26 protein-coding genes are annotated in these 25,947 nt (G+C 68.7%); 16 read left to right on the top strand and 10 right to left on the bottom strand.

The annotated features are described in order from the left end of the window. The first annotated feature begins 25 nt into the window (after positions 1 to 25). The 10 genes from ABLE93_RS13370 to trmB all read left to right on the top strand — a co-directional run bounded on the left by ABLE93_RS13370 (position 26) and on the right by trmB (position 10,819). On the top strand, positions 26 to 715 hold the full coding sequence (locus ABLE93_RS13370) for a glutathione S-transferase family protein (RefSeq protein WP_348840371.1): 690 nt from the start codon (positions 26 to 28) through the stop codon (positions 713 to 715). After that, positions 712 to 1,773, top strand: coding sequence for a tRNA epoxyqueuosine(34) reductase QueG (gene queG, locus ABLE93_RS13365; protein ID WP_348840370.1), 1,062 nt, complete (start codon positions 712 to 714; stop codon positions 1,771 to 1,773). Before ABLE93_RS13370 ends, queG begins: the two co-directional genes overlap by 4 nt. A 672-nt stretch (positions 1,774 to 2,445) precedes the next feature. After that, on the top strand, positions 2,446 to 3,840 hold the full coding sequence (miaB, locus tag ABLE93_RS13360) for a tRNA (N6-isopentenyl adenosine(37)-C2)-methylthiotransferase MiaB (protein ID WP_348840309.1): 1,395 nt from the start codon (positions 2,446 to 2,448) through the stop codon (positions 3,838 to 3,840). Positions 3,841 to 3,932: 92 nt separating this feature from the next. Beyond that, positions 3,933 to 4,976 (top strand): PhoH family protein, encoded by a 1,044-nt coding sequence (locus ABLE93_RS13355; RefSeq protein ID WP_348840369.1) that lies wholly within the window; start codon positions 3,933 to 3,935, stop codon positions 4,974 to 4,976. A gap of 120 nt (positions 4,977 to 5,096) precedes the next feature. Next, complete coding sequence (gene ybeY, locus ABLE93_RS13350) at positions 5,097 to 5,534, top strand: rRNA maturation RNase YbeY (RefSeq protein WP_348840367.1); 438 nt, start codon at positions 5,097 to 5,099, stop codon at positions 5,532 to 5,534. Between the two features lie 23 nt (positions 5,535 to 5,557). Continuing rightward, a complete protein-coding gene (locus ABLE93_RS13345) occupies positions 5,558 to 6,577 on the top strand; it encodes a hemolysin family protein (protein WP_348840308.1) in 1,020 nt (339 codons plus the stop codon). Positions 6,578 to 6,612: 35 nt separating this feature from the next. Further along, on the top strand, positions 6,613 to 8,205 hold the full coding sequence (gene lnt / locus ABLE93_RS13340) for an apolipoprotein N-acyltransferase (protein ID WP_510183022.1): 1,593 nt from the start codon (positions 6,613 to 6,615) through the stop codon (positions 8,203 to 8,205). A gap of 99 nt (positions 8,206 to 8,304) precedes the next feature. Beyond that, positions 8,305 to 8,712, top strand: a complete 408-nt coding sequence (locus ABLE93_RS13335; RefSeq protein WP_348840305.1) for a helix-turn-helix domain-containing protein — start codon at positions 8,305 to 8,307, stop codon at positions 8,710 to 8,712. Between the two features lie 107 nt (positions 8,713 to 8,819). After that, positions 8,820 to 10,013 (top strand): methionine adenosyltransferase, encoded by a 1,194-nt coding sequence (gene metK, locus ABLE93_RS13330; RefSeq protein ID WP_348840304.1) that lies wholly within the window; start codon positions 8,820 to 8,822, stop codon positions 10,011 to 10,013. Between the two features lie 83 nt (positions 10,014 to 10,096). Further along, positions 10,097 to 10,819: a tRNA (guanine(46)-N(7))-methyltransferase TrmB gene (trmB, locus tag ABLE93_RS13325; protein ID WP_348840366.1), complete on the top strand. Its 723-nt coding sequence runs from the start codon at positions 10,097 to 10,099 to the stop codon at positions 10,817 to 10,819. Here trmB and ABLE93_RS13320 read toward each other — a convergent pair. The 9 genes from ABLE93_RS13320 to hemE all read right to left on the bottom strand — a co-directional run bounded on the left by ABLE93_RS13320 (position 10,780) and on the right by hemE (position 18,222). Further along, positions 10,780 to 11,643 carry an SDR family oxidoreductase gene (locus ABLE93_RS13320; RefSeq protein WP_348840303.1) on the bottom strand — a complete coding sequence of 288 codons (864 nt, stop codon included), beginning with the start codon at positions 11,641 to 11,643 and terminating at the stop codon, positions 10,780 to 10,782. The genes trmB and ABLE93_RS13320 overlap by 40 nt on opposite strands. Next, on the bottom strand, positions 11,640 to 12,566 hold the full coding sequence (gene olsA, locus ABLE93_RS13315; RefSeq protein ID WP_348840302.1) for a lyso-ornithine lipid O-acyltransferase: 927 nt from the start codon (positions 12,564 to 12,566) through the stop codon (positions 11,640 to 11,642). The genes ABLE93_RS13320 and olsA overlap by 4 nt, the downstream gene beginning before the upstream one ends. Next, positions 12,563 to 12,946: a Fur family transcriptional regulator gene (locus ABLE93_RS13310; protein WP_510183021.1), complete on the bottom strand. Its 384-nt coding sequence runs from the start codon at positions 12,944 to 12,946 to the stop codon at positions 12,563 to 12,565. The genes olsA and ABLE93_RS13310 overlap by 4 nt, the downstream gene beginning before the upstream one ends. A 141-nt stretch (positions 12,947 to 13,087) precedes the next feature. Then, positions 13,088 to 13,564: a ribosomal protein S18-alanine N-acetyltransferase gene (gene rimI, locus ABLE93_RS13305; protein ID WP_348840300.1), complete on the bottom strand. Its 477-nt coding sequence runs from the start codon at positions 13,562 to 13,564 to the stop codon at positions 13,088 to 13,090. Next, positions 13,561 to 14,244, bottom strand: coding sequence for a tRNA (adenosine(37)-N6)-threonylcarbamoyltransferase complex dimerization subunit type 1 TsaB (tsaB, locus tag ABLE93_RS13300; RefSeq protein WP_348840299.1), 684 nt, complete (start codon positions 14,242 to 14,244; stop codon positions 13,561 to 13,563). Before tsaB ends, rimI begins: the two co-directional genes overlap by 4 nt. A gap of 130 nt (positions 14,245 to 14,374) precedes the next feature. After that, positions 14,375 to 14,935 carry a NifU family protein gene (locus ABLE93_RS13295; protein ID WP_348840298.1) on the bottom strand — a complete coding sequence of 187 codons (561 nt, stop codon included), beginning with the start codon at positions 14,933 to 14,935 and terminating at the stop codon, positions 14,375 to 14,377. A gap of 254 nt (positions 14,936 to 15,189) precedes the next feature. Then, entirely contained in the window at positions 15,190 to 16,461 is a 1,272-nt protein-coding gene (gene rho, locus ABLE93_RS13290) for a transcription termination factor Rho (RefSeq protein ID WP_348840297.1), read from the bottom strand. A 251-nt stretch (positions 16,462 to 16,712) separates the two neighbouring features. After that, positions 16,713 to 17,138: a protoporphyrinogen oxidase HemJ gene (gene hemJ / locus ABLE93_RS13285; protein WP_348840296.1), complete on the bottom strand. Its 426-nt coding sequence runs from the start codon at positions 17,136 to 17,138 to the stop codon at positions 16,713 to 16,715. A 22-nt stretch (positions 17,139 to 17,160) separates the two neighbouring features. Further along, entirely contained in the window at positions 17,161 to 18,222 is a 1,062-nt protein-coding gene (gene hemE / locus ABLE93_RS13280; protein WP_348840295.1) for a uroporphyrinogen decarboxylase, read from the bottom strand. A 338-nt stretch (positions 18,223 to 18,560) separates the two neighbouring features. On the opposite strand from hemE, the gene ABLE93_RS13275 reads away from it, so the two are divergent. From ABLE93_RS13275 to dnaQ, 5 genes are all read left to right on the top strand, one after another. Further along, entirely contained in the window at positions 18,561 to 19,412 is an 852-nt protein-coding gene (locus ABLE93_RS13275) for a pyruvate, water dikinase regulatory protein (protein ID WP_348840294.1), read from the top strand. An 86-nt stretch (positions 19,413 to 19,498) separates the two neighbouring features. Beyond that, positions 19,499 to 20,104, top strand: a complete 606-nt coding sequence (locus ABLE93_RS13270; protein WP_348840293.1) for a Maf family protein — start codon at positions 19,499 to 19,501, stop codon at positions 20,102 to 20,104. Further along, entirely contained in the window at positions 20,101 to 20,949 is an 849-nt protein-coding gene (locus tag ABLE93_RS13265; RefSeq protein WP_348840292.1) for a shikimate dehydrogenase, read from the top strand. Before ABLE93_RS13270 ends, ABLE93_RS13265 begins: the two co-directional genes overlap by 4 nt. A gap of 6 nt (positions 20,950 to 20,955) precedes the next feature. Beyond that, positions 20,956 to 21,555, top strand: coding sequence for a dephospho-CoA kinase (gene coaE / locus ABLE93_RS13260; protein ID WP_348840291.1), 600 nt, complete (start codon positions 20,956 to 20,958; stop codon positions 21,553 to 21,555). Positions 21,556 to 21,585: 30 nt separating this feature from the next. After that, positions 21,586 to 22,308 carry a DNA polymerase III subunit epsilon gene (gene dnaQ / locus ABLE93_RS13255; RefSeq protein ID WP_348840290.1) on the top strand — a complete coding sequence of 241 codons (723 nt, stop codon included), beginning with the start codon at positions 21,586 to 21,588 and terminating at the stop codon, positions 22,306 to 22,308. A 193-nt stretch (positions 22,309 to 22,501) separates the two neighbouring features. Here the strand turns inward: dnaQ and ABLE93_RS13250 are convergent, their stop codons facing one another. Then, positions 22,502 to 24,514, bottom strand: a complete 2,013-nt coding sequence (locus ABLE93_RS13250; protein ID WP_348840289.1) for a thioredoxin domain-containing protein — start codon at positions 24,512 to 24,514, stop codon at positions 22,502 to 22,504. 134 nt (positions 24,515 to 24,648) lie between these two features. On the opposite strand from ABLE93_RS13250, the gene mnmE reads away from it, so the two are divergent. Beyond that, on the top strand, positions 24,649 to 25,944 hold the full coding sequence (mnmE, locus tag ABLE93_RS13245) for a tRNA uridine-5-carboxymethylaminomethyl(34) synthesis GTPase MnmE (protein WP_348840288.1): 1,296 nt from the start codon (positions 24,649 to 24,651) through the stop codon (positions 25,942 to 25,944). Positions 25,945 to 25,947 lie beyond the last annotated feature (3 nt).

Raw genomic sequence — 25,947 nt, 5'->3', positions numbered from 1 at the left:
TTCGACCCCCGGCGAAAAGCGGCTCATGTATCTGCATCATCATCCCTTCTGCCCGCATTCGCGTTTCGTCCGCCTGCTGCTCGCGGAATACGGGCTCGAACCGGAGCTCGTGGAAGAGCGGGTGTGGGAGCGCCGTCCCGGCTTTCTCGCGCTCAATCCCGCGGGGGACACGCCGGTGATCGTGGAGGAGATGGCCGCCTCGGTGCCGGGCGCCACCATCATCGCCGAATATCTGGACGAGACGCGTGGCCTTGCGCTGGGCACCCATCGCCTGCTGCCGGAGGACCCGGCCGGGCGGGTGGAGGTGCGGCGCCTCACCCACTGGTTCCACGAGAAGATGTATGTGGAGGCGAGCGAGCCCCTGGTCCGCGAGCGCATCCACAAGCGCTACATGAGCCGCGAGCAGGGCGGCGGCTCGCCGGACGCCACCTCGCTGCGGGTGGCGCGCGCCAATCTGCGCTATCATCTCAAATATATCGGCTGGCTGGCCAAGGCCCGCAAATGGCTGGCCGGCGAGAAGCTGAGCCAGGCCGACCTTGCCGCCGCCGCGCATCTGTCGGTGGCCGACTATCTGGGCGACGTGCCGTGGGACGAGGACGATCACGCGAGGGACTGGTACGCGCGGATCAAGTCGCGGCCGACCTTCCGCGCCTTGCTGAACGAGAGCATCCCGGGGATGCCGCCCTCCAAGACCTACGCCGACCTCGACTTCTGACCGCCGCCGGGGCGCCCCCGCTCGAGGCCCTTGTCTGCGACCTCGCGGCCGCCGAGGGCTTCGATGCGGTCGGCATCACCCGACCCGACGCCATCCCGGTTGCCGGCGCACGGCTGAAGGACTGGGTCGCCACCGGCGCCCATGGCGACATGGGCTGGTTGGCCGAGACCCTGGAGCGGCGCGCCGACCCCGCAACGCTCTGGCCGGCCATCCGCAGCGTCATCCTCCTCGGCCTCAATTACGGACCGCAGGAGGACCCCCGCGCGGTGCTGGCCGAGCGGAGCGCGGGCGCCATCTCGGTCTATGCCCGGGCGGAGGACTATCACGACATCATCAAGCCGAAGCTGAAGCGCGTCGCCCGCGCGCTGCTGGCCGAGGCGACCCGCCGCGGCATCGCCGGCGACGTCAAGGTGTTCGTGGATACTGCGCCGCTGATGGAGAAGCCGCTGGCCGCCGCCGCCGGGCTGGGCTGGCAGGGGCGGCACACCAATCTGGTGTCGCGGGACTTCGGCTCCTGGCTGTTCCTCGGCGCCATCGCCACCACGCTGGAGCTTGAGCCGGACGCGCCGGAGGCCGACCATTGCGGCTCCTGCCGTGCCTGCCTCGACGCCTGTCCGACCGCGGCCTTCCCCGCCCCCTATGTCATCGACGCGCGCCGCTGCATCTCCTACCTCACCATCGAGCACAAGGGGCCCATCCCCGAAGAGCTGCGCCCGCTCATGGGCAACCGCATCTATGGCTGCGACGATTGCCTCGCCGCCTGCCCCTGGAACAAGTTCGCCCAGGAGGGGCACGAGGCGAAGCTCGCCGCGCGGGCCGAGAATGACGCGCCTCCGCTGGCTGAATTGGTGGAGCTGGACGACGCCGCCTTCCGCGCGCGCTTCCCCAAGAGCCCCATCAAGCGCATCGGCCGCGACCGCTTCGTCCGCAACGTGCTGATCGCCATCGGCAATTCGGGAGATGCCGCGCTCGTGTCGCAGGTGGAGGCGCGGCTGGACGATCCCTCCGCGCTGGTGCGCGAGGCGGCGGTGTGGGCGCTCGGGCGGCTGGCGATGTGATGTTAGGCAGAACTCCTTGAAAGCCGAAAACTCCTCCCTATATGAAACGATAGGTGTTTTTTGCACCTAATTCCACATATTTTAAATGGAGATTTAAATGAGCATGTTACTTCCTAGTGAGGTTTTTCCGGGATTAGTCGCTTACGTCGATGTCTCAGTCCTCCAGCTTGAGCCCAAGGCTCTAACTAACGTTCCGAATGGGGCTCTGATCCCGAACAGGCCCGGCCCCTTTCTAATTCTCGCAAGGGACCTCATCGAAGAGGGTTTCCTGTCCGTCCCGCTTTATTCGCACGCAGGGACAGATCGCATGCTCTTGGATCAAGCATCCAAACATGGGCACATTGGTTGGACCGCGCGCGAGAGTTACTGGCATCTCAAGCAGTTCTGGATCGCGCCCGCTATCAGCTTTAGCCGAGCATCGCACGCAGAGTTAAGCGTTTACGGGCGACGCAATTATTACGCCCAGGATAAGCTTCAGGAGATCATTCTTCACCGAGACGATTCGCCCACGCCGTTCCGCTCAATTACAGCGGTATGCCAACCGCCCATTTCCAATCCAAGCGTTTGCCGGTAGGATTGCAGCCTCACGGAACCATGAAGGGGGCGACAAGAGCTGGCGTCACGATCGCGTCGCGCCCACACGCGAAGATTGACGACGACAGAACAGGCGACATGCACGAGCCCCGCAAGCTTTATGTGAAGTCCTTCGGCTGCCAGATGAACGTCTACGATTCCCATCGTATGGCGGACACGCTGGCGCGGGAGGGCTATGTGGAGACGCAGGACCCGGCCGAGGCCGATCTCGTCATCCTCAACACCTGCCACATCCGCGAGAAGGCCGCCGAGAAGGTCTATTCCGAGCTCGGGCGCCTCAGGAAGCAGAAGCAGGAGGCGGGCTCCGACACGCTGATCGCCGTCGCCGGCTGCGTCGCCCAGGCCGAGGGCGCCGAGATCATGCGCCGCGCCCCGGTGGTGGACATCGTGGTCGGCCCCCAGAGCTATCACCGCCTGCCCGAGCTGCTGGCCGACGCCAAAGGCGGCAAGCGCGTGGTGGACACCGAATTTCCCGCCGAGGACAAATTCGACCACCTGCCCGCCCCGACCCGCGCCGCCACCCGCTCGCGCGGCCCGGCCGCCTTCGTGACGGTGCAGGAGGGCTGCGACAAGTTCTGCACCTTCTGCGTGGTGCCCTATACCCGCGGCGCCGAGGTCTCCCGTCCGGTGGCCAAGATCCTGGACGAGGCGGCGCGCCTCGTGGACCAGGGGGTGCGCGAGATCACCCTCATCGGCCAGAACGTCAACGCCTTCCACGGCGAGGGGCCGGACGGCGCGGCGTGGAGCCTCGCCCGCCTCATGGAGCGCCTCGCACGGATCGAGGGGCTGGCGCGGCTGCGCTACACCACCTCGCACCCCCGCGACATGGGCGACGACCTCATCGCCGCCCACCGCGACCTGCCGCAATTGATGCCCTACCTGCACCTGCCGGTGCAGTCCGGGTCCGACCGCATCCTCGCCGCCATGAACCGCAGGCACGGGCGCGACCTGTTCCTCTCGCTCATCGAGAAGATGCGTAACGCGCGGCCGGACCTTGCCCTCTCCTCCGATTTCATCGTCGGATTCCCGGGCGAGACGGACCGCGATTTCGAGGACACGCTCGATCTGGTCCGCGAGGTGGGCTTCGCCAGCGCCTATTCCTTCAAATACAGCTCCCGCCCCGGCACGCCCGCCGCCGAGCATGAGGCGCAGGTGGCGGAAGAGGTGAAGTCCGAGCGCCTCGCCGAGCTGCAGAAGCTGCTGGAAGCCTCCAAGGCGGCCTTCGACGCCTCCTGCCGCGGCCGCACCTTCGACATCCTGCTGGAGAAGCCGGGCCGCCAGCCGGGCCAGCTCATCGGCCGCTCGCCCTACCTCCAGAGCGTGGTGGTGAACGATCCGCCCGCCGGTGTCGGCGAGATGCTCACCGTCACCATCACCGACGTGGGTCCGAACAGCCTCGCCGGCGTCCCGGCCCCGTCCGCACTTCTCCCGTTCCCCGCTTCGTCCCGGCCGCTTGCGGCCATGGAGGCCTGAGCTTGCGCAGATCCGGCAGCGACCACCGTGATCGTCCGGCCGACCGACCGGTCGACCGCCCTCTCGCGCCCGCCGGGCCGGCCCGCGCGGCCGTGACCGCGCCGTGGGCCAATCCCGATGACGACGCGGCCGCCCACGTGGTGCTGGCCTTCGACGACAACCGGCTCGCCACCCAGCTGTTCGGCCACTACGGGCGGAACCTTGCGCTGCTGGAGCGCAAGCTCGGCGTGAAAGCGGATTCGCGCGGCAACCATGTGACCCTGGAAGGCGCCCGCGATGCCTGCGAGCAGGCGCGCGCCGTTCTGGAGCACCTGTACGAGGCGCTGCGCAAGGGCCGTGACATCGGCCAGGGCGACGTGGAAGGCGCCATCCGCGAGGTCACGTCCCAGGGCTCCCTGTTCGACTTCGACCCGGCCGAGCAGCGCCAGTCGTTCGACGAGATCCACCTGCGCCGCCGTCCCGTGCGCGCCCGCACCGCCGCGCAGGATGCCTATATCCGCGCCCTGAAGCGCCACACTCTGGTGTTCGGCAACGGCCCCGCCGGCACCGGCAAGACCTGGCTCGCGGTGGCCTATGCCGTCCATCTGCTGGAGCGGCGGATGGTGGACAAGATCATCCTCTCCCGCCCGGCCGTCGAGGCCGGCGAGCGCCTCGGCTTCCTGCCGGGCGACATGAAGGAGAAGGTGGACCCTTACCTGCGCCCCATCTATGACGCGCTGTACGACCTGATGGACCGCCCCTTCGTGGAGCGGGCGCTGCAATCGGGCGAGATCGAGATCGCGCCGCTGGCCTTCATGCGCGGGCGCACGCTCTCCAACGCCGCGGTGATCCTGGACGAGGCGCAGAACGCCACCTCCATGCAGATGAAGATGTTCCTGACCCGCCTGGGCGAGAACTCGCACATGATCGTCACCGGCGATCCGAGCCAGACCGACCTTCCCGGCGGGCAGGTGTCCGGCCTTGCCGAGGCGGTGCGGCTGCTGGACGGGGTCGAGGGCGTCGGCATCTGCCATTTCAAGGCCGAGGACGTGGTGCGCCACGAGCTGGTGCAGCGCATCGTCTCCGCCTACGAGAAGCTCGACGCGGCCAAGATCGAGGCCGCCTCCGCCCGCCTCGCCAGCAAGGCGGGAGGCTGAGCCGTGAGCGCACGAGCCAAGCTCGCGGCGGTCCCGTCCGCAACGGCGCCTTCCGCGCCCGTCCCTGCCGACCCGGCCGTCGCCATCGACGTGCTGGTGGAGGCGGACGGCTGGGCGGGCATGCCGCAGGCGGAAGCCGTGGCGGTGAAGGCCTGTGAGGCCGCATTGGCGGCCCTCGGCGAGGCGGTGCCCGTCCCCTGCGAGGTGGCCATCACCCTCACCGACGACGCGCGCATTCGCGTGCTCAACCGCGACTGGCGCGGCATGGACAAGCCGACCAACGTCCTGTCCTTTCCGCAGCCGGACCTGCCCGAGGGCGCCGACGCGCCCCAGCCGCTCGGCGACATCATCGTCGCGCTTCAGACCCTCGCCGCGGAAGCCGCGGCCGAGGGCAAGGCGGCGGAAAACCATCTCGCCCATCTGGTGGTGCACGGCACGTTGCACCTCATGGGCTACGACCACATCGAAGACCACGAAGCAGAGGAAATGGAAGCGCTGGAACGTGAGATCCTCGCGGGCCTCGGGATCGCCGATCCCTATGGCCTGCCGCAGGACTGACGGGCCACCGCCCTAGACCGGCCATGTCTCACATCGACCAAGCGACCGAGACCAGCTCTTCGGAGCCGCAAAGTTTTCTCGATCGATTGCGTGCCCTCCTCGGCACGTTTCGTCCGCACGGCTCACTCCGCACCGACCTTGTGGAGGTGCTGGACGCGGCCCAGGCGCCCGAGGAGGAGGGGGAGTTCACCCCGTCCGAGCGCAAGATGCTGCGCAACATCCTCCACCTCAAGGAGGTGGGCATCGGCGACATCATGGTGCCGCGCGCCGAGATCGTCGCCGTACGCAAGGACAGCTCGCTGGGCGAGCTCCTGAAGGTGTTCGTCAGCGTCGGTCACTCGCGCCTTGTGGTCTATGGCGACACGCTGGACGACCCGGTGGGCATGGTCCACATCCGCGACCTCATCGCCTTCCTCGCCGGCGATCAGACCAGCGACCCCTCGGCCAAGCTCGACCTCGGCAAGGTCAATCTGGACGTGTCGCTGGAGGATGCCGGCCTCATTCGCCGCCTGCTCTACGTGCCGCCGTCCATGCCGGCGGTGGACCTGCTGGTGGCCATGCAGGCGGCCCGTACCCATCTCGCGCTGGTCATCGACGAATATGGCGGCACCGACGGCCTCGTCTCCATCGAGGACGTGGTGGAGGAGATCGTCGGCGAGATCGAGGACGAGCACGACGAGGCGGCCGAGACCATGCTCACCCGTCAGTCCGACGGCAGCTTCCTCGCCGATGCGCGCACGCCGCTGGAGGCGGCGGTGGAAGTGCTCGGCACCGACTTCGCCTCCCCCGAGGCCATGGAGGAGGTGGACAGCGTCGGTGGTCTGGTGGTGCGCGTCGCCGCCCGGGTGCCCAAGACCGGCGAGGTGATCTCCCTGCCCGGCGGCTACGACGTGGACGTGGTGGATGCCGATCCGCGCCGCCTCAAGAAGCTGCGCATCATTCCGCCGCGCGACCTGACCCGCGATGACGCACGGGACCAGACGCGCGTTCCGGCGCCCGAGACCGGCGAGCTTGCCGGCGGGCGCACCCCGCCCGAAGCCTGACCCAGCGCGTGCCTCGCCCCGTCACGGCCGCGTCCCTGCGCGGGCGGCTCCTTGCATTGCGGTTTCTCTCCGGCTGGCGTCGGCGGTTTGCCGCCGCCCTCGCCGGGGCGCTGAGCGCCCTCGCCATGCCGCCGTTCGGCCTGTGGCCGGTTCTGGCACTGAGCTTTCCCCTGCTCGTGCTGCTCATCGACGGCTGCCGCGGCGACCTCAGAGCCCGCCTCGCCGCCGCCGCCGGGGTGGGATGGTGGTTCGGCTTCGGCTATTTCCTCGCCTCCCTGTGGTGGATCGGCGCCGCCTTCCTGGTGGAAGCGGACGTGTTCGGCTGGCTGCTGCCCTTCGCGGTGGTGGCCATGCCGGCGGGGCTCGCCTTGTTCACCGCCCTCGGCACGGCGGTGGCGCGGGCGCTGTGGTCGCGCGGGGCGCTGCGCCTGTTTGCCCTCGCCTTCGGCCTCACCTGCGCCGAATGGCTGCGCGGGCACGTGCTGACCGGCTTTCCTTGGAACACCTACGGCTATGCCTTTTCCGATTCACTGGTGCTGATGCAGGGCGCGGCGCTGGTGGGGGTATGGGGGCTCACCTTCGCGGCGGTGCTGCTGCTGGCGACGCCGGTGCTGCTCCTCGGCCCCCGCCGCACCGGCCTTGCCGCGGTCGGCGCCGCGACGCTGGTGCTCGCCGGCGCCGCGGCCTGGGGCAGCCACCGTCTCGCCACGACGCCCCTCGCCACCGTGCCGGGCGTGACGCTCCGCGTGATGCAGCCCGACCTGCCGCAGGACAAGAAATTCGCCTACGACCGGCGGCGCCAGATCCTTGCCGACTATCTGGCGCTCAGCGCCCGCCCGAGCCCCGCCTATCCCCGCGGCCTCTCCGACGTGAGCGTGCTGATCTGGCCTGAATCGGCCTTCCCCTTCATTTACGAGCGCGAGCCGTGGGCGGCGCAGGACATCGCCGCCGCATTGCCGGAGAACGTGACGCTGGTGACGGGCGCGATCCGCTACGACCAGCCGCCGCCCGGCCAGAGGTCGCCGTTCTTCAACGCCATCCGGGTCATGAACGCCCGTGGCGAGGTGCTGCACAGCACGGATAAGGTGCACCTCGTCCCGTTCGGCGAGTACCTGCCGCTTCAGGCAGAGCTTGAGGCTCTCGGCATCGAACAACTTACGCGTGTACGAGGGGGATTCTCCTCCGGCAGTGCGCTCGCGCCCCTCGTGATCCCCGGCCTGCCCCTCGCCGCACCGCTGGTATGTTACGAAATTATCTTTCCTGGAAAGGTAGTTCCAGAAGGTGTCCGCCCCGGCTGGCTGCTCAATCTGACCAATGACGCATGGTTCGGAATGACCCCCGGGCCCTATCAGCACTTCGCCCAGGCCCGGATGCGCGCGGTGGAGGAGGGGCTTCCCCTGGTGCGCGCAGCCAATACCGGCATCTCTGCCATCGTCGATCCGGTAGGACGTATTGTCGCATGGCTTCCGTTGGGTCGGGAAGGGGTGGTGGACGGCCCACTTCCTCAACCCCTGGAAACGGTTTCCCCAACTGCCAAGCTTGGCAGCCTCCCGCTCCTGGTGATGCTCTCGACCGCTCTCGGCCTAGCGCTTGCGCCGCTTTGCGGTTGCATTACACGCAAAGGTTGATCGACGCTCACAGATTGTGTGCCTATGTTCGCCGGCAATCAGGGCAGCCTTCGCTTTGCGAAGTATCGAACAATCTTTTCCGACATAGCCGGAGAGACCATGGTCAAGAAGGCGCCGAACCCTATCGATAAACACGTCGGCTCACGCGTCCGCATGCGGCGGATGATGGTGGGAATGAGCCAGGAAAAGCTGGGCGAGCACCTCGGAATCACCTTCCAGCAGATTCAGAAGTACGAGAAGGGCACGAACCGCATCGGCGCGAGCCGTCTGCAGCAGATCTCCATCGTGCTTGGTGTTCCCGTTGCTTTCTTCTTCGAGGGCGCGCCCGTGGTCGGTCCGGAGGGCGAAGGCTTCTCCGAGGAACAGTCCCCGGCCTACGTCTCCGACTTCCTCGCGACTTCCGACGGCCTGACCCTGACGCGGAACTTCATGCGCATTTCCGACGCCCGCGTGCGCCGGCGCATCGTGGATCTGGTGATCGCCATCGCCGGAGAGACCGAAACCTGAACGTTCGTTTTGTCGAACGATTTCGCAATGCCAACCTTGACCGCCCGCTGCTGCGTTGCCACAAAAGGGGAGACCGCAACGCGGCGCGGGCGTACGGGGACCGAGACATGGCGCGTCAGTCGTATCTTTTTACCAGCGAATCCGTCTCCGAAGGCCATCCGGACAAGGTTTGCGACCGGATCTCGGATGAGGTCGTGGACACTTTCTTCCGCACGGCGGAGACCGAAGGCTGGGACCCCAGCCAGATCCGCGTCGCGTGCGAGACCCTCGCCACCACCAACAAGGTGGTGATCGCCGGCGAGACCCGCGGCCCCTCCTCCATCACCAAGGACCTGCTGTCCCACGCCGCGCGCCTTGCCATCAAGGACATCGGCTACGAGCAGGACGGCTTCCACTGGGAGAATGCGGACATCAACGTGCTGCTGCACGCCCAGTCCGCCGACATCGCCCAGGGCGTGGACATCGCCGGCAACAAGGATGAAGGCGCGGGCGACCAGGGCATCATGTTCGGCTACGCCGTGCGCGAGACGCCAGAGCTGATGCCGGCGCCGATCTATTACGCCCACAAGATCCTCAAGACCCTCGCCGACGCCCGCCATTCGGGCGAGACCCGCGCCCTCGGCCCCGACGCCAAGAGCCAGGTCACCGTGCAGTATGAGGACGGCAAGCCGGTGGGCGTCACCCAGATCGTGCTGTCCACCCAGCACCTGGACGAGAACCTCACCTCGCGCGACGTGCAGGCCCTCGTCGAGCCCTACATCAAGAAGACCCTGCCCGAGGGCTGGGTGTCCGACGCCACCATCTGGCACGTGAACCCGACCGGCAAGTTCGTCATCGGCGGTCCCGACGGCGACTGCGGCCTCACCGGCCGCAAGATCATCGTGGACACCTACGGCGGCGCGGCGCCCCACGGCGGCGGCGCCTTCTCCGGCAAGGATCCCACCAAGGTGGACCGCTCGGCCGCCTATGCCGCGCGCTACCTCGCCAAGAACGTGGTCGCCGCCGGCCTTGCCGACCGCGCCACCATCCAGCTCGCCTACGCCATCGGCGTGTCCGATCCGCTCGCGGTCTATGTGGACCTGCACGGCACCGGCCACGTGGAAGAGGCGAAGCTCGAGAAGGTGCTGCGCGAGGTGATGAACCTGCGTCCCCGCGGCATCCGCGAGCACCTCGGCCTCACCAAGCCCATCTACGCCCGCACCTCCGCCTACGGCCATTTCGGCCGCGCCCCGGAAGCGGACGGCGGCTTCTCCTGGGAGAAGACCGACCTCGTGGACGCGCTGAAGGCCGCCTGCGCCTGACGCGCCGGCCACCGGAAACGGCACCGGCGTCCCATGACGCCGGGCCAGCGGCCGAGGGCCGCGATCTCGCCCCCATGCTGTCCATGACCGAAGACCCCGAGCGGCGCGGCGCCTTCTACGGCCGCCGCATCGGCAAGACGCTGCGCGGCCTCCAGCAGGACGCGCTGGCGCGTCTCCTGCCCGCCCGGCGCTTCGACCTCGCCGAAGCCGCCGCCCCCCAAGACCTGTTCCCCCATCCCGTCGACGGCCTGTGGCTGGAGATCGGCTTCGGCTGCGGCGAGCACCTGCTGTCCCACGCGGCGGCGCGGCCGAACATCGGCTTCATCGGGGTCGAGCCATTCCTGAACGGCCTAGCCCGCATGCTGGTGGACCTCGACGCCAGCGGGCTCTCCAACATCCGCCTGTTCGACCAGGACGCGGCGCTGCTGCTCGACCGGCTGCCGCAGGGGTGCCTCGACGGCGCGGACCTGTTCTATCCCGATCCCTGGCCGAAGAAGCGGCACTGGAAGCGTCGCTTCGTGCGGCCGGACAATCTCGACCGCCTCGCCCGCGCCATCCGGCCCGGCGGCACCTTCCGCTTCGCGTCCGACGTGCCGCATTATGTGGGCTGGACGCTGGCGCAGGTGCGCACCCACGGCGCCTTCCGCTGGACCGCCACCCGCGCCGACGACTGGCGCCAGCCCTTTCCCGGCTGGCCCGGCACCCGCTACGAGGCGAAGGCGGTCGCCGAGGGGCGCATCCCCACCTATCTCACCTTCGAGCGTGTTCAGGCGGAGGCGGCGAGCGCCGCCAGCCCCTCGCGATAGGTGGGATAGCGCAGGATCACGCCCAGTTCGCCCTTGAGGCGGGCGTTGCTGACCCGCTTGTTTCCCGACCAGAAGGTGAGCGCCATGGGGCTCATCTCGCGCGCCGCCTCCTCGAACGGCACGAGCGGCGGCGGCGCGCGGCCGAGCAGCTCCGCCGCATAGGCGATGGGATCGCCGGGCGGAGCGGGCAGATCGTCGGTGACGTTCAGGATGCCGTTGAAGCGCAGGGCGGCGGCGGCCCGGATGGCGTTCGAGATATCGTCCACATGGATGCGGTTGAACACCTGTCCCGGCTTGTCGATGCGCCGTGCCGTGCCGGCCCGCACCTGCTCCAGGGCGTTGCGCCCGGGCCCGTAGATGCCGGCGAGGCGCAGCACCGACACCGCGACGCCCCGCGCCTTGCCGAAAGCGAGCCAGTCGGCCTCCGCCTGCAGCCGCCGCTCCAGCCGGGCGCTGCCGCCGCGCGGGGGCGTGGTCTCATCCACCCACCCCCCGTCGTGGTTGCCGTAGACGCCGAGGGTGGTGAGATAGACGACCTGTCGGAGCCGGCCCTGCTCCAGCACGGCGCGGGCGCAGCGCAGCACCGGGTCGCCGCGGGCATCGGGCGGGGCCGAGACGATGAGAAGCTGGGTCTCGCGCAGGACCGCGGCGAGTTCATCGCTGAGCTGTTCCCCGTCGAACAGCATGGCCTCGACGTTCGCCGGCAGGGCGGCGACGCGGTCCGCCGTGCGGGCGGTGCCGACGATGCGGCTGAAAGCGCTGTGATCCTCCGCAACGAGGCGGGCAACGCAATAGCCGAAGCCGAGCGCGGTCAGCGAGGTCATGGCGCAGGGATGGCCGAACCGCCGGCGGCCGGCAAGAGGGGGGCACTGGGGCGGCCGGCGAGGGCGGAGGCGCAGAGCCGCCGCACCGTCTCCTCGCTCGCCCGGGTCACGCTCTTGCGGTCGTGCGCGGCATCAAGGCGCACCGGCGCGCCGAACACTACCTCCACGTCGATGGCGCCCTGGCGCAGCACGTCCATGAGATGCGGCGCGAGGTCCATGTCGCCGAACCAGGCGGCCACCGCCCGGTGACGGCGGCCCATGGGCAGGCCCTGGAGGCGCACATAAGCGACGGCGAGGGGCTGGACGGTCACCTCGGCACCGGCGGCGAAGGCCTCCCGCGCCGCGCCGACCAGCGCCGTGCGGAACGGCAGCACGCGGTTGCCATCGCTCGACGTGCCCTCGGCGAACAGCACCACCGGATCGCCGGCGCCGAGCCGCTCGGCGATCTCGCGGTTGACCGCGCCGGTGGCGTGGCGGCGCTGGCGGTCAACGAACACCGTGCGCTGGAACCGGGCGAGGAGGCCGATCAGCGGCCAGCCGGCCACCTCGCTCTTGGCCACGAAGAACAGCGGCGTGAGCGATCCCACCACCGGAATGTCGAGCCAGGAGGAATGATTGGCGAGGAGCAGCAGCGGCCGGTCGGCGGCCGGGGCCCCGTGCACGCGCACCCTCACGCCGATGAGGCGCAGCAGGATGCGGTGATAGAGGGTCGGGATGTGGCGCTGCGTGTCCAGCCCGAGCTTGAGCGAAACCCATTGCAGCGGAATGCCGACGAGGGTGACCACCGCCACCACCGCCAGAATGGCGCCGATCCGCAGCCGGTCGAGGAGGCGCGACAGGGCCGGCCGCTCGGGGCCGAGATCGGCGATGCCCTCGCCGTCGCCGGGAGCCGGCGCGCCGGGTGGCCCGCCGGCCTCGCTCACGGCTTCTCGTCCTCGTCGAGGGGAACGGCGTAGAGCTCCAGCCGGTGGCCGCGCAGCCGGAAGCCGAGACGGCGGGCGATGGCCTCCTGCAGCGCCTCGATCTCCTCCGAGCGGAATTCGATGACCCGGCCGGACCTCAGGTCGATGAGGTGGTCGTGGTGCTCGTCGGGCATCTGCTCGTAGCGGGCGCGGCCGTCGCCGAAATCATGGCGCTCGATGATGCCGGCATCTTCCAGCATCTTCACCGTGCGATAGACCGTGGAAATGGAAATGTTGTCGTCGATCGCCACCGCGCGGCGGTGCAGTTCCTCCACGTCGGGATGGTCCTGCGCCCCGGACAAGACGCGGGCGATGATTCGCCGCTGCTCCGTCATCCTCATGCCCTTGGCGAGGCAGGCTTCTTCGATGACGCTGATCTTGCCGCTCAAGCGGGACCCTCCGCGACGACCCGACGGGAATGGGAAGCCTTATCGCGCCCCCGCCGGTGGACCGCAAGGGGCGACGGCGCCTCAGGCCCCTGCTCAGAAATCGCGCCGCATCACCAGCGCGTCGCCACCGCCGGCATAATAGCCCCGCCGCCGGCCCACCTCGCGATAGCCCATCCGCGTGTAGAGGGTGCGGGCCGCCGCGTTGCCGGCCTCCACCTCCAGGAAGGAGGTGGTGACGCCCTCGCTGGCGAGGCGGGCGAGATGAAAGCCCACCAGCGCGCGGCCGATGCCGCGGCGGCGCCGGTCGGTCACCACCGCCACGGTCAGGATCTCCGCCTCGGGGGGCACAACGTGGGAGAGGATGAAACCCACCGGTCCCCGGCGCGGCCCGGCGGCGGCAACGTGCGCGCGCACCGCGCGGTCGGCCAAAAGGCGCTCGAACTCGTCTACTTCCCACCCGCGGGCGAAGGCACGGGCGTGGATGGCGGCGAGATGGGGGATGTCCGCCGCCGTCGCCGCCCGCAGCAGCGGCGGCCGGGGCGGGAAGAGGCGTTCGAGAAGGCGCTTCATCGGCGGGCGATGCGGGCCTTGTCCTGCGGCTTGGCATCGGGCGGGCGCAGGTAGAGCGGCCGGGGCTCGGCCGCTTCGGGGTCCGCCACGGCGCCGAGCCGCGCCACCCAGGCGACGTCGGGGGCCGGTGTGTCGTCCACCAATTGGGGCGGCTGCTCGGAGGAGGGCCAGGCCTCGGCCACCAGATTGGCGCCCGAGCCCACGAGCCGCACCGCGCCGATGGCCACCGAGCGGGCGGCCTCGCGCACGCTGGTGATGCGCGGCGCGATGAGGGTGCGCCCGCCCACGCCGAACATCTGCAGGAAAACGTGGCCGTGACGGGCGTCGATGGTGCTCACCACCGGCACCGCATCGTCCTGCGCCAGATAGGGCGCGGCGAGGGAGGCGAGGGTGGTCACGCCCACCACCGGCCGGTTGGCGGTGAGGCCAAAGCCGCGCGCGGCGGAAAGCCCGACCCTGAGCCCGGTGAAGCTGCCGGGACCGATGGTGACGGCAATGCGCGCGAGATGCTCGAAATCCAGCCCTGCCGCGGCCATCACCTGCTCGACGAGCGGGATGAGCGTCTCGGCGTGGCCGCGCTCCATAAGGAGCGAATCACCGGAAACGATGCTGTCCGTATCGGTGTCGAGCACCGCGGTAGAGCAGGCGGCAAGCGCCGTGTCGATGGCAAGGACGTACATGAACGCGGAGGCCCCAGTTCCCGCCACGATCAACCGAAACCGCGGCGGGGGGAAGCAACCGGGCGCGCTCACCTTTCGGAAAGGTTAATCCCGCCGTAGCACGGTAACGGGCGGACCTTCCGGCTACCGCTCAGACGGCCTGCACCTCGAGCACTTCGGGCACGAAATGCTTCAGCAGGTTCTCGATGCCGTTCTTCAGCGTGGCGGTGGAAGACGGGCAGCCCGAGCACGAGCCCTTCATGTTGAGGAAGACCGTGCCGTCCTTGAAGCCGCGGAAGGTGATGTCGCCGCCGTCATTGGCCACCGCCGGGCGCACGCGCGTCTCCAGCAGCTCCTTGATGGTGGCGACGATCTCGGCATCCTTCTCCTCGAAGAATTCGTCGGCGTCGGTCACGTCGGGCTTCACGCCCTCGGACAGGACCGGAGCGCCGGACATGTAATGCTCCATGATCGCGCCGAGGATGGCCGGCTTGATCTGCGGCCATTCGGCTTCCGACTTGGTCACCGTCACGAAATCCGAGCCGAGGAACACCGCAGCCACGCCGCGCACATCGAACAGCCGCTGGGCGAGGGGAGAAAGATCGCTTTCCTCCGACGAGCGCAGGTCGAGCGTGCCTTCGCCGAGCACCGAACGGCCGGGAAGGAACTTCAGCGTCGCCGGGTTCGGCGTGGTTTCCGTCTGAATGAACATGGCCAATCCTCAAAAGAAACCGTGCGGGCCGCGCCCGCCGTTTCCTTGAAGATAAGATCACCGCCCGCAAACGCAAAGGCCGGCCTCAGGAACTGTCCTGAATTGACACGGTGGACGCACCGCGCGGAACGCCCGAGGAACGGGTGCGGGGCGAATCGCGGCGGCGGCGCCGTTGCCCTTTTGTCCTGGAAACGGTTGCGCCGGCCGGGACGGGCCCGGCCGGCGCAGATCCAGCTGCTGATCGCAGATCCCGATCAGGTGTTCATGGAATCGAAGAAATCGCCGTTGGTCTTGGTCTGGCGCAGCTTGTCCAGCAGGAACTCGATGGCGTCCACCGTGCCCATGGGATTGAGGATGCGGCGCAGGACGTACATCTTCTTGAGCGTGTCGGAGGGGACCAGCAGCTCTTCCTTGCGGGTGCCGGAGCGCGTGATGTCGATGGCCGGGAACACCCGCTTGTCGGACACCTTGCGGTCGAGGATGACCTCCGAATTGCCGGTGCCCTTGAACTCCTCGAAGATCACCTCGTCCATGCGCGAGCCGGTCTCAATGAGGGCGGTGGCGATGATGGTGAGCGAGCCGCCTTCCTCGATGTTGCGCGCCGCGCCGAAGAAGCGCTTGGGCCGCTGGAGGGCGTTGGCGTCCACGCCGCCGGTCAGAACCTTGCCGGAGGACGGCACCACGGTGTTGTAGGCGCGGCCGAGGCGGGTGATGGAATCCAGCAGGATGACCACGTCGCGGCCATGCTCCACCAGGCGCTTGGCCTTCTCTATGACCATCTCGGCCACCTGCACGTGGCGGGCGGCCGGCTCGTCGAAGGTGGAGGAGACCACCTCGCCCTTCACCGAGCGCTGCATGTCGGTGACTTCCTCGGGCCGCTCGTCGATGAGCAGCACGATCAGGAAGCACTCCGGATGGTTGGCGGTGATGGACTTGGCGATGTTCTGGAGCAGCACCGTCTTGCCGGTACGGGGCGGGGCGACGATGAGGCCGCGCTGGCCTTTGCCGATGGGCGCCACGATGTCGATGATGCGCGGCGAGAAATCCTTCTTGGAGCCCGCCGGCTCGTCGTGCTCCAGCTTCAGCCGCTCGTCGGGATAGAGCGGCGTCAGGTTGTCGAAATTGATCTTGTGGCGCGTCTTCTCGGGGTCTTCGAAATTGATCGTGTTGACCTTGAGCAGCGCGAAATAGCGTTCGCCTTCCTTGGGCGAGCGGATCTGGCCCTCGACCGTGTCGCCGGTCCGAAGACCGAAGCGGCGGATCTGGGAGGGGGAGACGTAGATGTCGTCCGGACCGGGCAGATAATTGGCCTCGGGCGAGCGCAGGAAGCCGAAGCCGTCCTGCAGCACCTCGACGACGCCTTCGCCGATGATTTCGGTTTCGCTCGCCGCCAGCTGCTTGAGGATGGCGAACATCAGCTCCTGCTTGCGAAGCGTGCTGGCGTTTTCCACCTCGTTCTCCTCGGCAAAGGCGAGGAGCTCGACGGGGGTCTTGGACTTGAGGTCTTGGAGTTTCACTTCCCGCATAAGGGAAAGCCTCGATGGATCTTGAGAGCGCCGGTACCGATCTCAGGCGATCGGATTCGGCTGGTGGAGGGAGGGACGGGATCGCAGGTCTTCAGGGGAAGCCGGGGCACGCAGCCTGCCGCCTGACGCGCCGGCCGGACCCATGACGGCACCGGACATGAAGGAGCGCGTTCGCCTGCGTTCGGGAAAGCACCGGCAAGATAGGCGCGCGGGCAATGCCGCGCAAGTCCTCCTTGCGGATGAGGCGGCGATCAAAACGGTTTGACCACCACAAGAATGACGATGCCGATCATGAGAACCGTCGGCACCTCGTTGGCGATGCGGTAGAATCGGGCGGAGCGCACATTGCGGTCCTCGGCGAACTGCCGCACCCAGCCGGACATCATGCCGTGCACGGCCGACATGGCGATCACCAGCGCGAACTTGGCGTGAAACCAGCCGGCGCGGTACCAGCCGCCCTCATAGACCAGCCACAGGCCGGCGAGCCAGGTCACCGCCATGGCCGGGTTGATGATGGCCTTGAGCAGCCGCCGCTCCATCACCTTGAAGGTCTCGGACTGCACCGAGCCCACCGGCGCGGCGCAGTGGTAGACCATCAGGCGGGGCAGATAGAGCATGCCCGCCATCCAGGCGATGACGGCGATGACGTGCAGCGCCTTGATCCAGTCGTAGAGCATGGCCTTCGCCTTCCCGCGCCGCTCAGCGGCTCCGGCGGACGGCGTCCACCAAAGCCTCCACATGGGCGAGCGGCGTCTCGGGACGGATGCCATGGCCCAGATTGAAGATATGCCGCGCGCCAGCGAAATCCGCACGGATGCGCGCCACCTCCTCCTCCAGCGCCGCCCCGCCGGCGATCAGGCGCAGCGGATCGAGATTGCCCTGGAGCGCCACCTTGGCGGAGAGGCGCCGCCGCGCCGCGACCCGGTCCGCCGACCAGTCGAGGCCGATGGCGTTGATGCCGCAATCGGCGAGCTGCTCCAGCGCCTCCAGCGTCGCGCCCTTCGGGAAGGCGATCACCGGCACGTCCGGGTGGATCGCCCGCAGCCCCGCGACGATGCGGCGCAGCGGCTCGGCGCACCAGCGGCCGAAGGAGTGGGGGTCGAGCACGCCGGACCAGGTGTCGAAGATCTGCACCGCATCCGCGCCTGCCGCCACCTGCCCGGCGAGATGGGTGATGGAGGCCTCCACCAGGCGGTCGATGAGGGTCTGGAACAGCGCCTCCTCCCGCAGCGCCATGAGGCGGGCGGGGGCCTGGTCGTCGGTACCGCGGCCGGCGACCATGTAGGTCGCCACCGTCCAGGGGGCGCCGCAGAAGCCGATGAGAGCGGTCTCGGCCGGCAGCACGGCCCGCACCTGCGCGATCGCGGCATAGACCGGGTCCACCTTGGCGGGATCGAGCCGGTCGGCGAGGGCCGCGACCCCGGCGGCATCGGTCACCGGCGAGAGGCGTGGGCCTTCCCCGGCCTCGAAGGTGAGGCCGACGCCGAGGGCGTGGGGCACCACGAGGATGTCGGAGAAGATGATGGCGGCATCGAAGCCGTAGCGGCGGATGGGCTGGAGCGTCACCTCGGCGGCGAGCTTCGGCGTGTAGCACAGGGTGAGGAAATCGCCCGCCTCCGCCCGCACCTGCCGATATTCGGGCAGATAGCGGCCGGCCTGCCGCATCATCCAGAACGGCGGCGGGTCGACCACGGCGCCGTCGAGCACCGCGAGGAAAGGCGATTGGCGGAAAGGCGATCGCGTCGCCACAGAGCGGTCCATCCCGTCCCTTCAATAAAGAAGATAATTTTTAAATGTAGGGAGTCTTTAGTGTCTTAACGGTTGATTAACCAGTTGCCGGCTCCTCGACAACCGATCCACAGGCACGCCCCTCCGAGGGCGCGCACTTGCCGCGGATGCGAAGCCGACGAAATGCCGGTTAACAAAGGATTAATGACGGTCCCCGAATCCCCCGTCCACATCGACGCACAGGAGGCGCCCGAAAGCTCTCCCGCAGGGTCATCGTGTGGATGGATTTCGGACTTGTCCCAAGGCTGCCCTTGCGCAGCGTCGCAGCGCGTGCCTTCCTCAACAGCCTTCCACAGGAGCGGTGGACAAACGTGAGTGCGTCGAAACCGGGCGAGAGCTACTTCCACCTGCACCTTGTTTCCGATGCCACGGGCGAGACCCTCATCAACGTGGGGCGGGCCGCCTGCGCGCAATATGCCAACGTCCTGCCCATCGAACACGTCTACCCCCTCATTCGTTCCATGAAGCAGCTGGAGCGGGTGCTGAACGAGGTGGAGAACAACCCCGGCATCCTGCTCTACACCCTGGTGGACAAGGAACTGCGCGACCGGCTGCGGCAGCGCTGCGAGGCGCTGGGGGTGCCGCACATGTCGGTGCTGGCGCCGGTGGTACGGCTGTTCCAATCCTATCTCGGCGGCGAGCCGACGCCGCGCATCGGCGGCCAGCACTCCCTCGACGCCAGCTATTTCAAGCGCATCGACGCGCTGAACTTCACCGTGATGCACGACGACGGGCATCTCACGGATGATCTGGAGCACGCGGACGTGGTGCTGCTCGGCGTGTCGCGCACGTCGAAGACGCCCACGTCCATCTATCTCGCCAACCGCGGCATCAAGACCGCCAACATTCCCCTCGTGCCCAACGTGCCGCTGCCGCCGGGTGTGGAGAAGCTGAAGAAGCCGCTGGTGGTGGGGCTGGTGGCGAGCCCCGAGCGCATCGTCGAAATCCGCCAGAACCGCCTCTTGGGGCTGAACGCCGGCGATACCGGCACCTCCTATACCGATCGCGAGGCGGTGTCCGAGGAGCTCGCCTTTTCCCGCCGCCTGTGCGCGCGTAACGGTTGGCCCCTGATCGACGTGACCCGCCGCTCCATCGAGGAGACCGCCGCGACGATCCTCGGCCTTTATGCCGAACGTAAGCGTCGCACCATAGCCGAGACGTAACAGTCGGCTTGAGCCGGCGGCGGCTTTGCGCCAAACCGGTGGATGAGTTCTGCGCGCCCCGCGGGGCCTGCGCGAGACATGGAGAGATGATCGTGTGGCGTGGCGAACAGCCGCTCGTGCTCGCGTCCAAGAGCGCGACGCGGTTGACCCTTCTCGTTCACGCGGGCGTGCCGGTGGAAACGGTAGCAGCCGACGTGGACGAGCGCGCGCTCCAGGCGGACGCCGGGGATGTGGATCCCGCAGGCATTGCCTTGCTGCTGGCGCGGGCCAAAGCGCTGTCCGGTTCCCGGGCCGCGCCGGGCCGCATGGTGCTCGGAGCCGACCAGACCCTCGCGCTCGGCCCGCGCCTGTTCCACAAGCCCGAGACGGTGGAGGTGGCGCGCCGCCAGCTGCTGGAGCTTGCCGGTCAGACCCACGCCCTGCATTCGGCCGTCGCGGTCTCGTGTGACGGGGAGATCCTGTTCGAGACCGTGGTGAGCGCCTTCCTCACCATGCGGCCGCTCACCGACGATACGCTCAGTGCCTATCTTACGGCGGCGGGCGCGCGGGTGCTGACGTCGGTCGGTGCCTACCAGCTCGAATCGGTGGGGGTCCATCTGTTCACGCGGGTGGATGGCGACCATTTCACCATCCTCGGCCTGCCGCTGCTGCAGCTGCTGCCCTTCTTCCGCGAGCAGGGGCTTCTGCCGTGACGGTGCGGGTGTGCATCACCGGTCAGCCGGTGTCCTATTCCCGCTCGCCGCTTCTGCACGGCTACTGGCTGAAGGCCTATGGCATCGATGGCGCCTATGCGCGCGAGGAGGTGCCTGCCGCTGAGGCGGCGGACTTCTACCGTAGCCTCGCCGCCCGCGGCTATGCCGGCTGCAACGTCACCGCGCCCAACAAGGAGATCGCCTTTTCCGTGCTGGATGAGGCGGACGAGAGCGCGGCCGCCCTCGGCGCGGCCAACACCCTGTGGCTGGAGGACGGCCGGCTGTGCGGTGCCAGCACCGACGGCTACGGCTTCACCGCCAATCTCGACGCCACCGCGCCAGGCTGGGACGCCGAGCGCCGCACCGCTCTGGTGCTGGGCGCGGGCGGCGCCTCGCGCGCGGTGGTGCATGCGCTGGTGGGCCGCGGCTTCGGCCGCGTCGTGCTGGCCAACCGCACCCTGGAGCGGGCCGAGGTGCTCGCCCGCCTCTTCGGTCCCTCCGTCCGGCCCCTTGCCTTCGATCAGGTCGAGACGGTGATGGGGGATGCGGACATTCTGGTGAACTGCACCTCGCTTGGCATGAAGGGGTCGGCGCCCCTCGACCTCGATCTTGGCAAGCTGCGCGCCGAGTCGGTGGTGAGCGACATCGTCTATGTGCCGCTGGTGACGCCGCTTCTGAAGGCGGCAGCTGCCCACGGCTTCCGGACGGTCGACGGGCTCGGCATGCTGCTGCATCAGGGCGTGCCCGGCTTTCGCCGCTGGTTCGGCGTGACGCCCGAGGTCACCGCCGACCTGCGGGACGTGCTGGTGGAGGACCTGCGCGCCAAGGGCCAGCTGGAGGCCTGAAGACCCATGTGGATCCTCGGCCTCACCGGCTCCATCGGCATGGGCAAGTCGGCCACCGCCGGCCTGTTCCGCAGCCTGGGCGTGCCGGTGCACGACGCCGATGCGACCGTCCATGCCCTCTACCGGGGCGACGCAGTGGCTCCGGTGGAAGCGGCCTTTCCCGGCGTTGCCCGCGACGGCGCTATCGACCGCGCCCTGTTGGGCGCGCGCGTGCTGAACGATGCGGCGGCGCTCAAGCGCCTGGAGGCCATCGTCCATCCCCTGGTGCGGGGCGCGGAGAAGGCCTTTCTCGCCCGCGCGCGGCAGGACGGGGCGCGGCTCGCCGTTCTGGACATCCCGCTGCTGTTCGAGACCGGTTCCGAGGGCCGGGTGGATGCGGTGGCGGTGGTGAGCGCGCCGAAAGCTGTGCAGCATTCGCGCGTGATGGCGCGGCCGGGCATGACGGAAGAGAAATTCGCCGCCATTCTGGCGAAGCAGATTCCCGATGCGGACAAGCGCCGCCGCGCGCATTTCGTGATCGACACCGGCCGCGGCTTTCCCGCCGCCGCCCACCAGGTGGCAAGCATCGTGCGGGCGCTGGCGGGACCGGGACGGCGCACCCGGTGACGGGGCGGTGAGGCGAGGAAAGAGGACCTGATGCGCGAGATCGTGCTCGACACCGAGACCACCGGCCTGGAGGCCTATGGCGGCGACCGCCTCGTGGAGATCGGCTGCGTGGAGATGGTCAACCGCATCCTCACCGGCAACGTGTTTCACGTCTATATCAACCCTCAGCGGGACATGCCGGTGGAGGCGTTCAACGTCCACGGCCTCTCCGCGGAATTTCTTTCCGACAAGCCGGTCTTCGCGCATGTCGCCGACGATTTTCTGAACTTCATCCTCGACGATACTTTGGTCATCCATAACGCCGCGTTCGACATCGGCTTCCTGAACGCCGAGCTGGAGCGCCTCGGCCGGCCGGCCATCGCCCGCGACCGGGTGGTGGACACGCTCGCCCTCGCACGCCGCAAGCATCCCGGCGGCGGCAACCGGCTCGACGATTTGATGAACCGCTACGGCATCGATTCGTCGCGACGGGTGAAGCACGGCGCCCTGCTCGACGCCGAGCTTCTCGCCGAGGTGTACGGCGAGCTGCTCGGTGGGCGTCAGGCGAGCCTCATCGGCTTGGTGGAAAATGCCAGCGAGGCGCCCCGCCTGGTCACCGCTGCCCGCGCCGCCCATCCGCGTCCGGCGCCGCTCGCTCCCCGGCTCAGCGGCGACGAGGAAGCGGCCCACGCGGCGTTCATCGATTCTCTCGGCGACAAGGCCATCTGGCTGAAATATGCCCCGCCCGCTCCGGTGGAGCAGACCGGGAGCTGAGCGCTCTGCCGTGCACGTTTTGCGCGCAGTTACAACCATAGATCAATCAGAAGTTGATCGATTGGGAAGGTCGCTGGCGGCGATTTCGCCATCGAGCCGAGCTTCGCATCGTCCGTTTTCTTTCTGCCGTCAGTGACTCTCTGGCGCGATCTGAGCGGGGGGTGGTCTTTCCCCATGGCGCGCCAGAGGTCCATCAGGCCAGAAGCGCCGACACGGCCGCCTTGAGGGCCTCCGGGTCCGTCACGGGCAAGGAGCAGCGCTCGCCCACGCATACAAAGGCCGCTCCACCCTCCGGGGCCGAGGCGATTCGCGCCGCGGTGACGCTGCCGGGCGCGACTTGCAGGCCATCCGCGCGCACCACCACCCGCAGCGGGAAGGGCACCTTCAGTGCGGCGGCGGCGAGCGCCGCGCTGTTGGCGCCGGTGGCGACGATCTCGGCGAGGCCGAGGCGGGTGTCTATGGCGTTCAGCACCGCGCCATGGGCGAGCACGTTGCGCGCCGCCGCGCCGGAGAGGCCGGCGAGGATGCGGTCGGCCCGGCCCCGCAGCGCGTCGTCGCCGGTGAGGGCGGACAGGCGGATGAGCGCATCCGCCGCCACCGCATTGTAGTTCGGAACCGCCTCGTCATGGGTGGCGGCGGGCCGCATGATGAGGCTGCCGCCGTCGTCCGCCGTGAGGAAATAGGTGCCTGTGGCGGGGTCGAGATGGTGCTGCTCCAGCAGGTCGAGGAAGCGCGCCGCCCAGGCGAGACCCTCACCCTCCCCGGTCGCCTCGTGCAGCGCGATGCCGGCGCGCGCCATGGCCGCAAGGTCGGAGGCAAGGCCCGGCGCCACCATCTTGTCGCCGCACCAGGAATGGGCGAGCCGGCCGTCGATCACCATGTGGCGGGTCACCGCCGTGAAGGCGCCGCGGGCGAGCGCCACCCACTCCTCCTCGCCGAGGAAGGCGCCGGCGCGGGCCAGCGCCGCGATCATCAGGCCGTTCCAGTCGGCGAGCACCTTGTCGTCCCGCCCCGGCCGCACCCGTCCCGCCCGGGCGTCCAGCAGCTTGGCCCGAAGCGGGGCAAGGCGCGCCTCGTCCTCGGCGCTCACCACGCCGGCATCGGTGCGGTTGAGGATGTTGCCCGCCTCCCAGTTGCCGGCCTTGGTGACGTCGTAGATGCGGGCGAAGACGGCCGCATCCTGCGGCCCGAGCACCGCCTCCACCTCCGCCAGGGTCCACACGTAGAAGCGCCCTTCGTGGCCCTCGCTGTCGGCATCGAGGCTTGCCGCGAAGGCGCCGTCCTGCGTCAGCATCTCCCGCTTCAGCCACCCCACCGTCTCGCGCGCCCGCTGGAGGAACAGCGCGTCGCCGGTGTCGGCATGCGCCAGCGCCAGGAGCTCGATGAGCAGCGAATTGTCGTAGAGCATCTTCTCGAAGTGGGGGACGAACCAGATCTCGTCCACCGAATAGCGCGCGAAGCCGCCTCCCAGATGGTCGTAGATGCCCCCCTCGCACATGCGGTTGAGGGTGAGGGCGACGAGCGCCTTCATGGCGCCATCCCCCGTCCGCGTCCCGGTGCGCCAGAGAAATTCCATGAGCCCGGACTGGGGAAATTTCGGCGCCCCCTTCAGCCCGCCGTGGACCGGGTCGATGAGGGGGATGAGGCGCTTTGCGGCGTCGTCCAGTTCCTCCCGTCCGATGGCCACCCCGTCCGCCGGCTGCGCCGCCTTGCGCAGGCGGGCGAGAATGGCAGTGGCATTCTTCTCTACCTTGTCCGGATTCTCCGAAAACACGGTGGAAACCTGCTGAAGCACGTCCGAAAACCCGGGGCGACCATAACGGGCAGTGGGCGGAAAATAGGTGCCGCCCCAGAACGGCCGACCCTCGGGATCGAGGAACATGGTCAGCGGCCACCCCCCGCTCTGCCCCAGCTGCTGGAGCGCGGACATGTAGATCTGGTCCACGTCCGGCCGCTCCTCCCGGTCCACTTTTATGTTTACGAACAAGGCGTTCATCAGTCCCGCCACCTGCGGATCCTCGAAGCTTTCATGGGCCATCACATGGCACCAGTGGCAGGCGGCATAGCCGACGGAGAGCAGGATCGGCTTGCCCAGGGCCCTAGCCTCCGCAAACGCCTCCTCTCCCCAGGCCCACCAATGGACGGGATTATCCTTGTGCTGCAACAGGTAAGGGCTCGTTTCCAGGGAGAGGCGGTTCTCGCTCATGTCGGAAATCCTTCGGCGTGCGGCCGGCTTTGAAGGCAATGCGTTCGGGACTAAAGAGTTCAAGGCAATCGCTGGCGCATGCTCCGCCATTCGCCCGCGCCGTGCAATTCCGCCGCCATCTGCCGGGGGCCGTCATGACCGACACCATCTACGCCCTGTCCTCCGGCCGCCCTCCCGCGGGCGTCGCAGTGGTGCGGCTCTCCGGTCCGCAAGCCGGCGCGGCCGCCCTTGCTCTGTGCGGCACTCTGCCCCCGCCCCGCATCGCGCACTACACGGCGCTGCGCCATCCGGCGAGCGGGGAAGTGCTGGACCGGGGACTGCTCATCTTCTTTGCCGGTCCCGCCAGCGCCACCGGAGAGGATGTGGCCGAGCTGCACCTGCACGGCGGGCGGGCGGTGGTGTCGGCGGTGCTCGAGGCGCTGGGCGCCCTGCCCGGCCTGCGGGCGGCCGATGCAGGTGAATTCACCCGCCGCGCCCATGCCAACGGCAAGCTGGACCTTGCCGAGGTGGAAGGGCTCTCCGATCTCGTGGCCGCTGAGACCGAGGCGCAGCGCCGACAGGCGCTCGCGCTTGCCTCAGGTGCCCTGTCCCGCCGGGTGGAGGGCTGGCGAGCCGGCCTCGTCTCCGCCCTCGCTCTGATCGAGGCCGGGATCGATTTTTCCGACGAAAGCGATGTTTCCGACGATGTCGCGCGCCGGGCGGAAGCAATTCTGCGGCCGCTGAAGGCGGAGCTGCTGGAGGTTCTTACCGACGCCGCGCGGGGCGAGCGGGTGCGGGACGGACTGGTGGTGGCCATCGCGGGACCGCCGAACGCCGGAAAATCCACTTTGCTCAATCGGCTGGCGGGACGCGAGGCGGCCATAGTTTCGGACAGGCCCGGAACGACGCGCGACGTTTTGGAACTGCATCTCGACCTCGCCGGACAGGCGGTGACCCTGCTCGACACGGCCGGCCTGCGTGAGACCGCCGACGTGGTGGAAGCCGAAGGGGTACGCCGGGCCCTCGCCCGTGCCGAGACGGCGGATGTTGTGCTTTGGCTGAGCGAAGACCTGGCGCCGCCGCCCGCCACCCTCTCCGCTTCCCTTCTTGTGCGCACGAAGATCGACCGCGGCGGGGCCGTGCCCGAAGGCGTTTTTGGCGTTTCGGCCGCTACGGGCGAGGGCATCGACGACCTTGTTGCGGCGCTCGCCGAGCGGGCCGGAATGCTGGATGGCCGCGAGCCAGCCCTCGTCACACGCGCGCGCCAGCGACAGGCGCTGGAGCGCGCGTGTCTCCATCTCGAGCGAGGACTTGCTGCCTTTGGGGGGCCTGAGGAACTGGCGGCGGAGGATGTGCGCCTCGCTGTCCGCGCCCTCGACCAGACCATCGGCCGGGTGGATGTGGAGGACGTGCTGGATGCGCTCTTCAAGACGTTCTGCATCGGAAAATAGGCG

Origin of the sequence: Xanthobacter pollutisoli, from assembly GCF_040044995.1 — a bacterium.
In the GTDB taxonomy this organism is placed as follows: Bacteria; Pseudomonadota; Alphaproteobacteria; order Rhizobiales; family Xanthobacteraceae; genus Xanthobacter.
The sequence above is the reverse complement of the archived record's forward strand: the minus strand, read 5'-3'. Positions and strand labels throughout refer to the sequence as shown.

Excerpts from the sequence above, each read along its gene's own strand:
- ABLE93_RS13310 (WP_510183021.1), bottom strand. The coding sequence starts at position 12,946 with ATGAGGATGACGGAGCAGCGGCGAATCATCGCCCGCGTCTTGTCCGGG.
- metK (WP_348840304.1), top strand. The coding sequence starts at position 8,820 with ATGGCGCGTCAGTCGTATCTTTTTACCAGCGAATCCGTCTCCGAAGGC.
- ABLE93_RS13250 (WP_348840289.1), bottom strand. The coding sequence starts at position 24,514 with ATGAGCGAGAACCGCCTCTCCCTGGAAACGAGCCCTTACCTGTTGCAG.
- hemJ (WP_348840296.1), bottom strand. The coding sequence starts at position 17,138 with ATGCTCTACGACTGGATCAAGGCGCTGCACGTCATCGCCGTCATCGCC.
- ABLE93_RS13320 (WP_348840303.1), bottom strand. The coding sequence starts at position 11,643 with ATGACCTCGCTGACCGCGCTCGGCTTCGGCTATTGCGTTGCCCGCCTC.
- hemE (WP_348840295.1), bottom strand. The coding sequence starts at position 18,222 with ATGGACCGCTCTGTGGCGACGCGATCGCCTTTCCGCCAATCGCCTTTC.
- ABLE93_RS13295 (WP_348840298.1), bottom strand. The coding sequence starts at position 14,935 with ATGTTCATTCAGACGGAAACCACGCCGAACCCGGCGACGCTGAAGTTC.
- ybeY (WP_348840367.1), top strand. The coding sequence starts at position 5,097 with ATGCCGCAGGCGGAAGCCGTGGCGGTGAAGGCCTGTGAGGCCGCATTG.
- ABLE93_RS13335 (WP_348840305.1), top strand. The coding sequence starts at position 8,305 with ATGGTCAAGAAGGCGCCGAACCCTATCGATAAACACGTCGGCTCACGC.
- dnaQ (WP_348840290.1), top strand. The coding sequence starts at position 21,586 with ATGCGCGAGATCGTGCTCGACACCGAGACCACCGGCCTGGAGGCCTAT.
- ABLE93_RS13270 (WP_348840293.1), top strand. The coding sequence starts at position 19,499 with ATGATCGTGTGGCGTGGCGAACAGCCGCTCGTGCTCGCGTCCAAGAGC.
- ABLE93_RS13370 (WP_348840371.1), top strand. The coding sequence starts at position 26 with ATGTATCTGCATCATCATCCCTTCTGCCCGCATTCGCGTTTCGTCCGC.
- trmB (WP_348840366.1), top strand. The coding sequence starts at position 10,097 with ATGACCGAAGACCCCGAGCGGCGCGGCGCCTTCTACGGCCGCCGCATC.
- coaE (WP_348840291.1), top strand. The coding sequence starts at position 20,956 with ATGTGGATCCTCGGCCTCACCGGCTCCATCGGCATGGGCAAGTCGGCC.
- miaB (WP_348840309.1), top strand. The coding sequence starts at position 2,446 with ATGCACGAGCCCCGCAAGCTTTATGTGAAGTCCTTCGGCTGCCAGATG.
- mnmE (WP_348840288.1), top strand. The coding sequence starts at position 24,649 with ATGACCGACACCATCTACGCCCTGTCCTCCGGCCGCCCTCCCGCGGGC.
- rho (WP_348840297.1), bottom strand. The coding sequence starts at position 16,461 with ATGCGGGAAGTGAAACTCCAAGACCTCAAGTCCAAGACCCCCGTCGAG.
- rimI (WP_348840300.1), bottom strand. The coding sequence starts at position 13,564 with ATGAAGCGCCTTCTCGAACGCCTCTTCCCGCCCCGGCCGCCGCTGCTG.
- ABLE93_RS13345 (WP_348840308.1), top strand. The coding sequence starts at position 5,558 with ATGTCTCACATCGACCAAGCGACCGAGACCAGCTCTTCGGAGCCGCAA.
- tsaB (WP_348840299.1), bottom strand. The coding sequence starts at position 14,244 with ATGTACGTCCTTGCCATCGACACGGCGCTTGCCGCCTGCTCTACCGCG.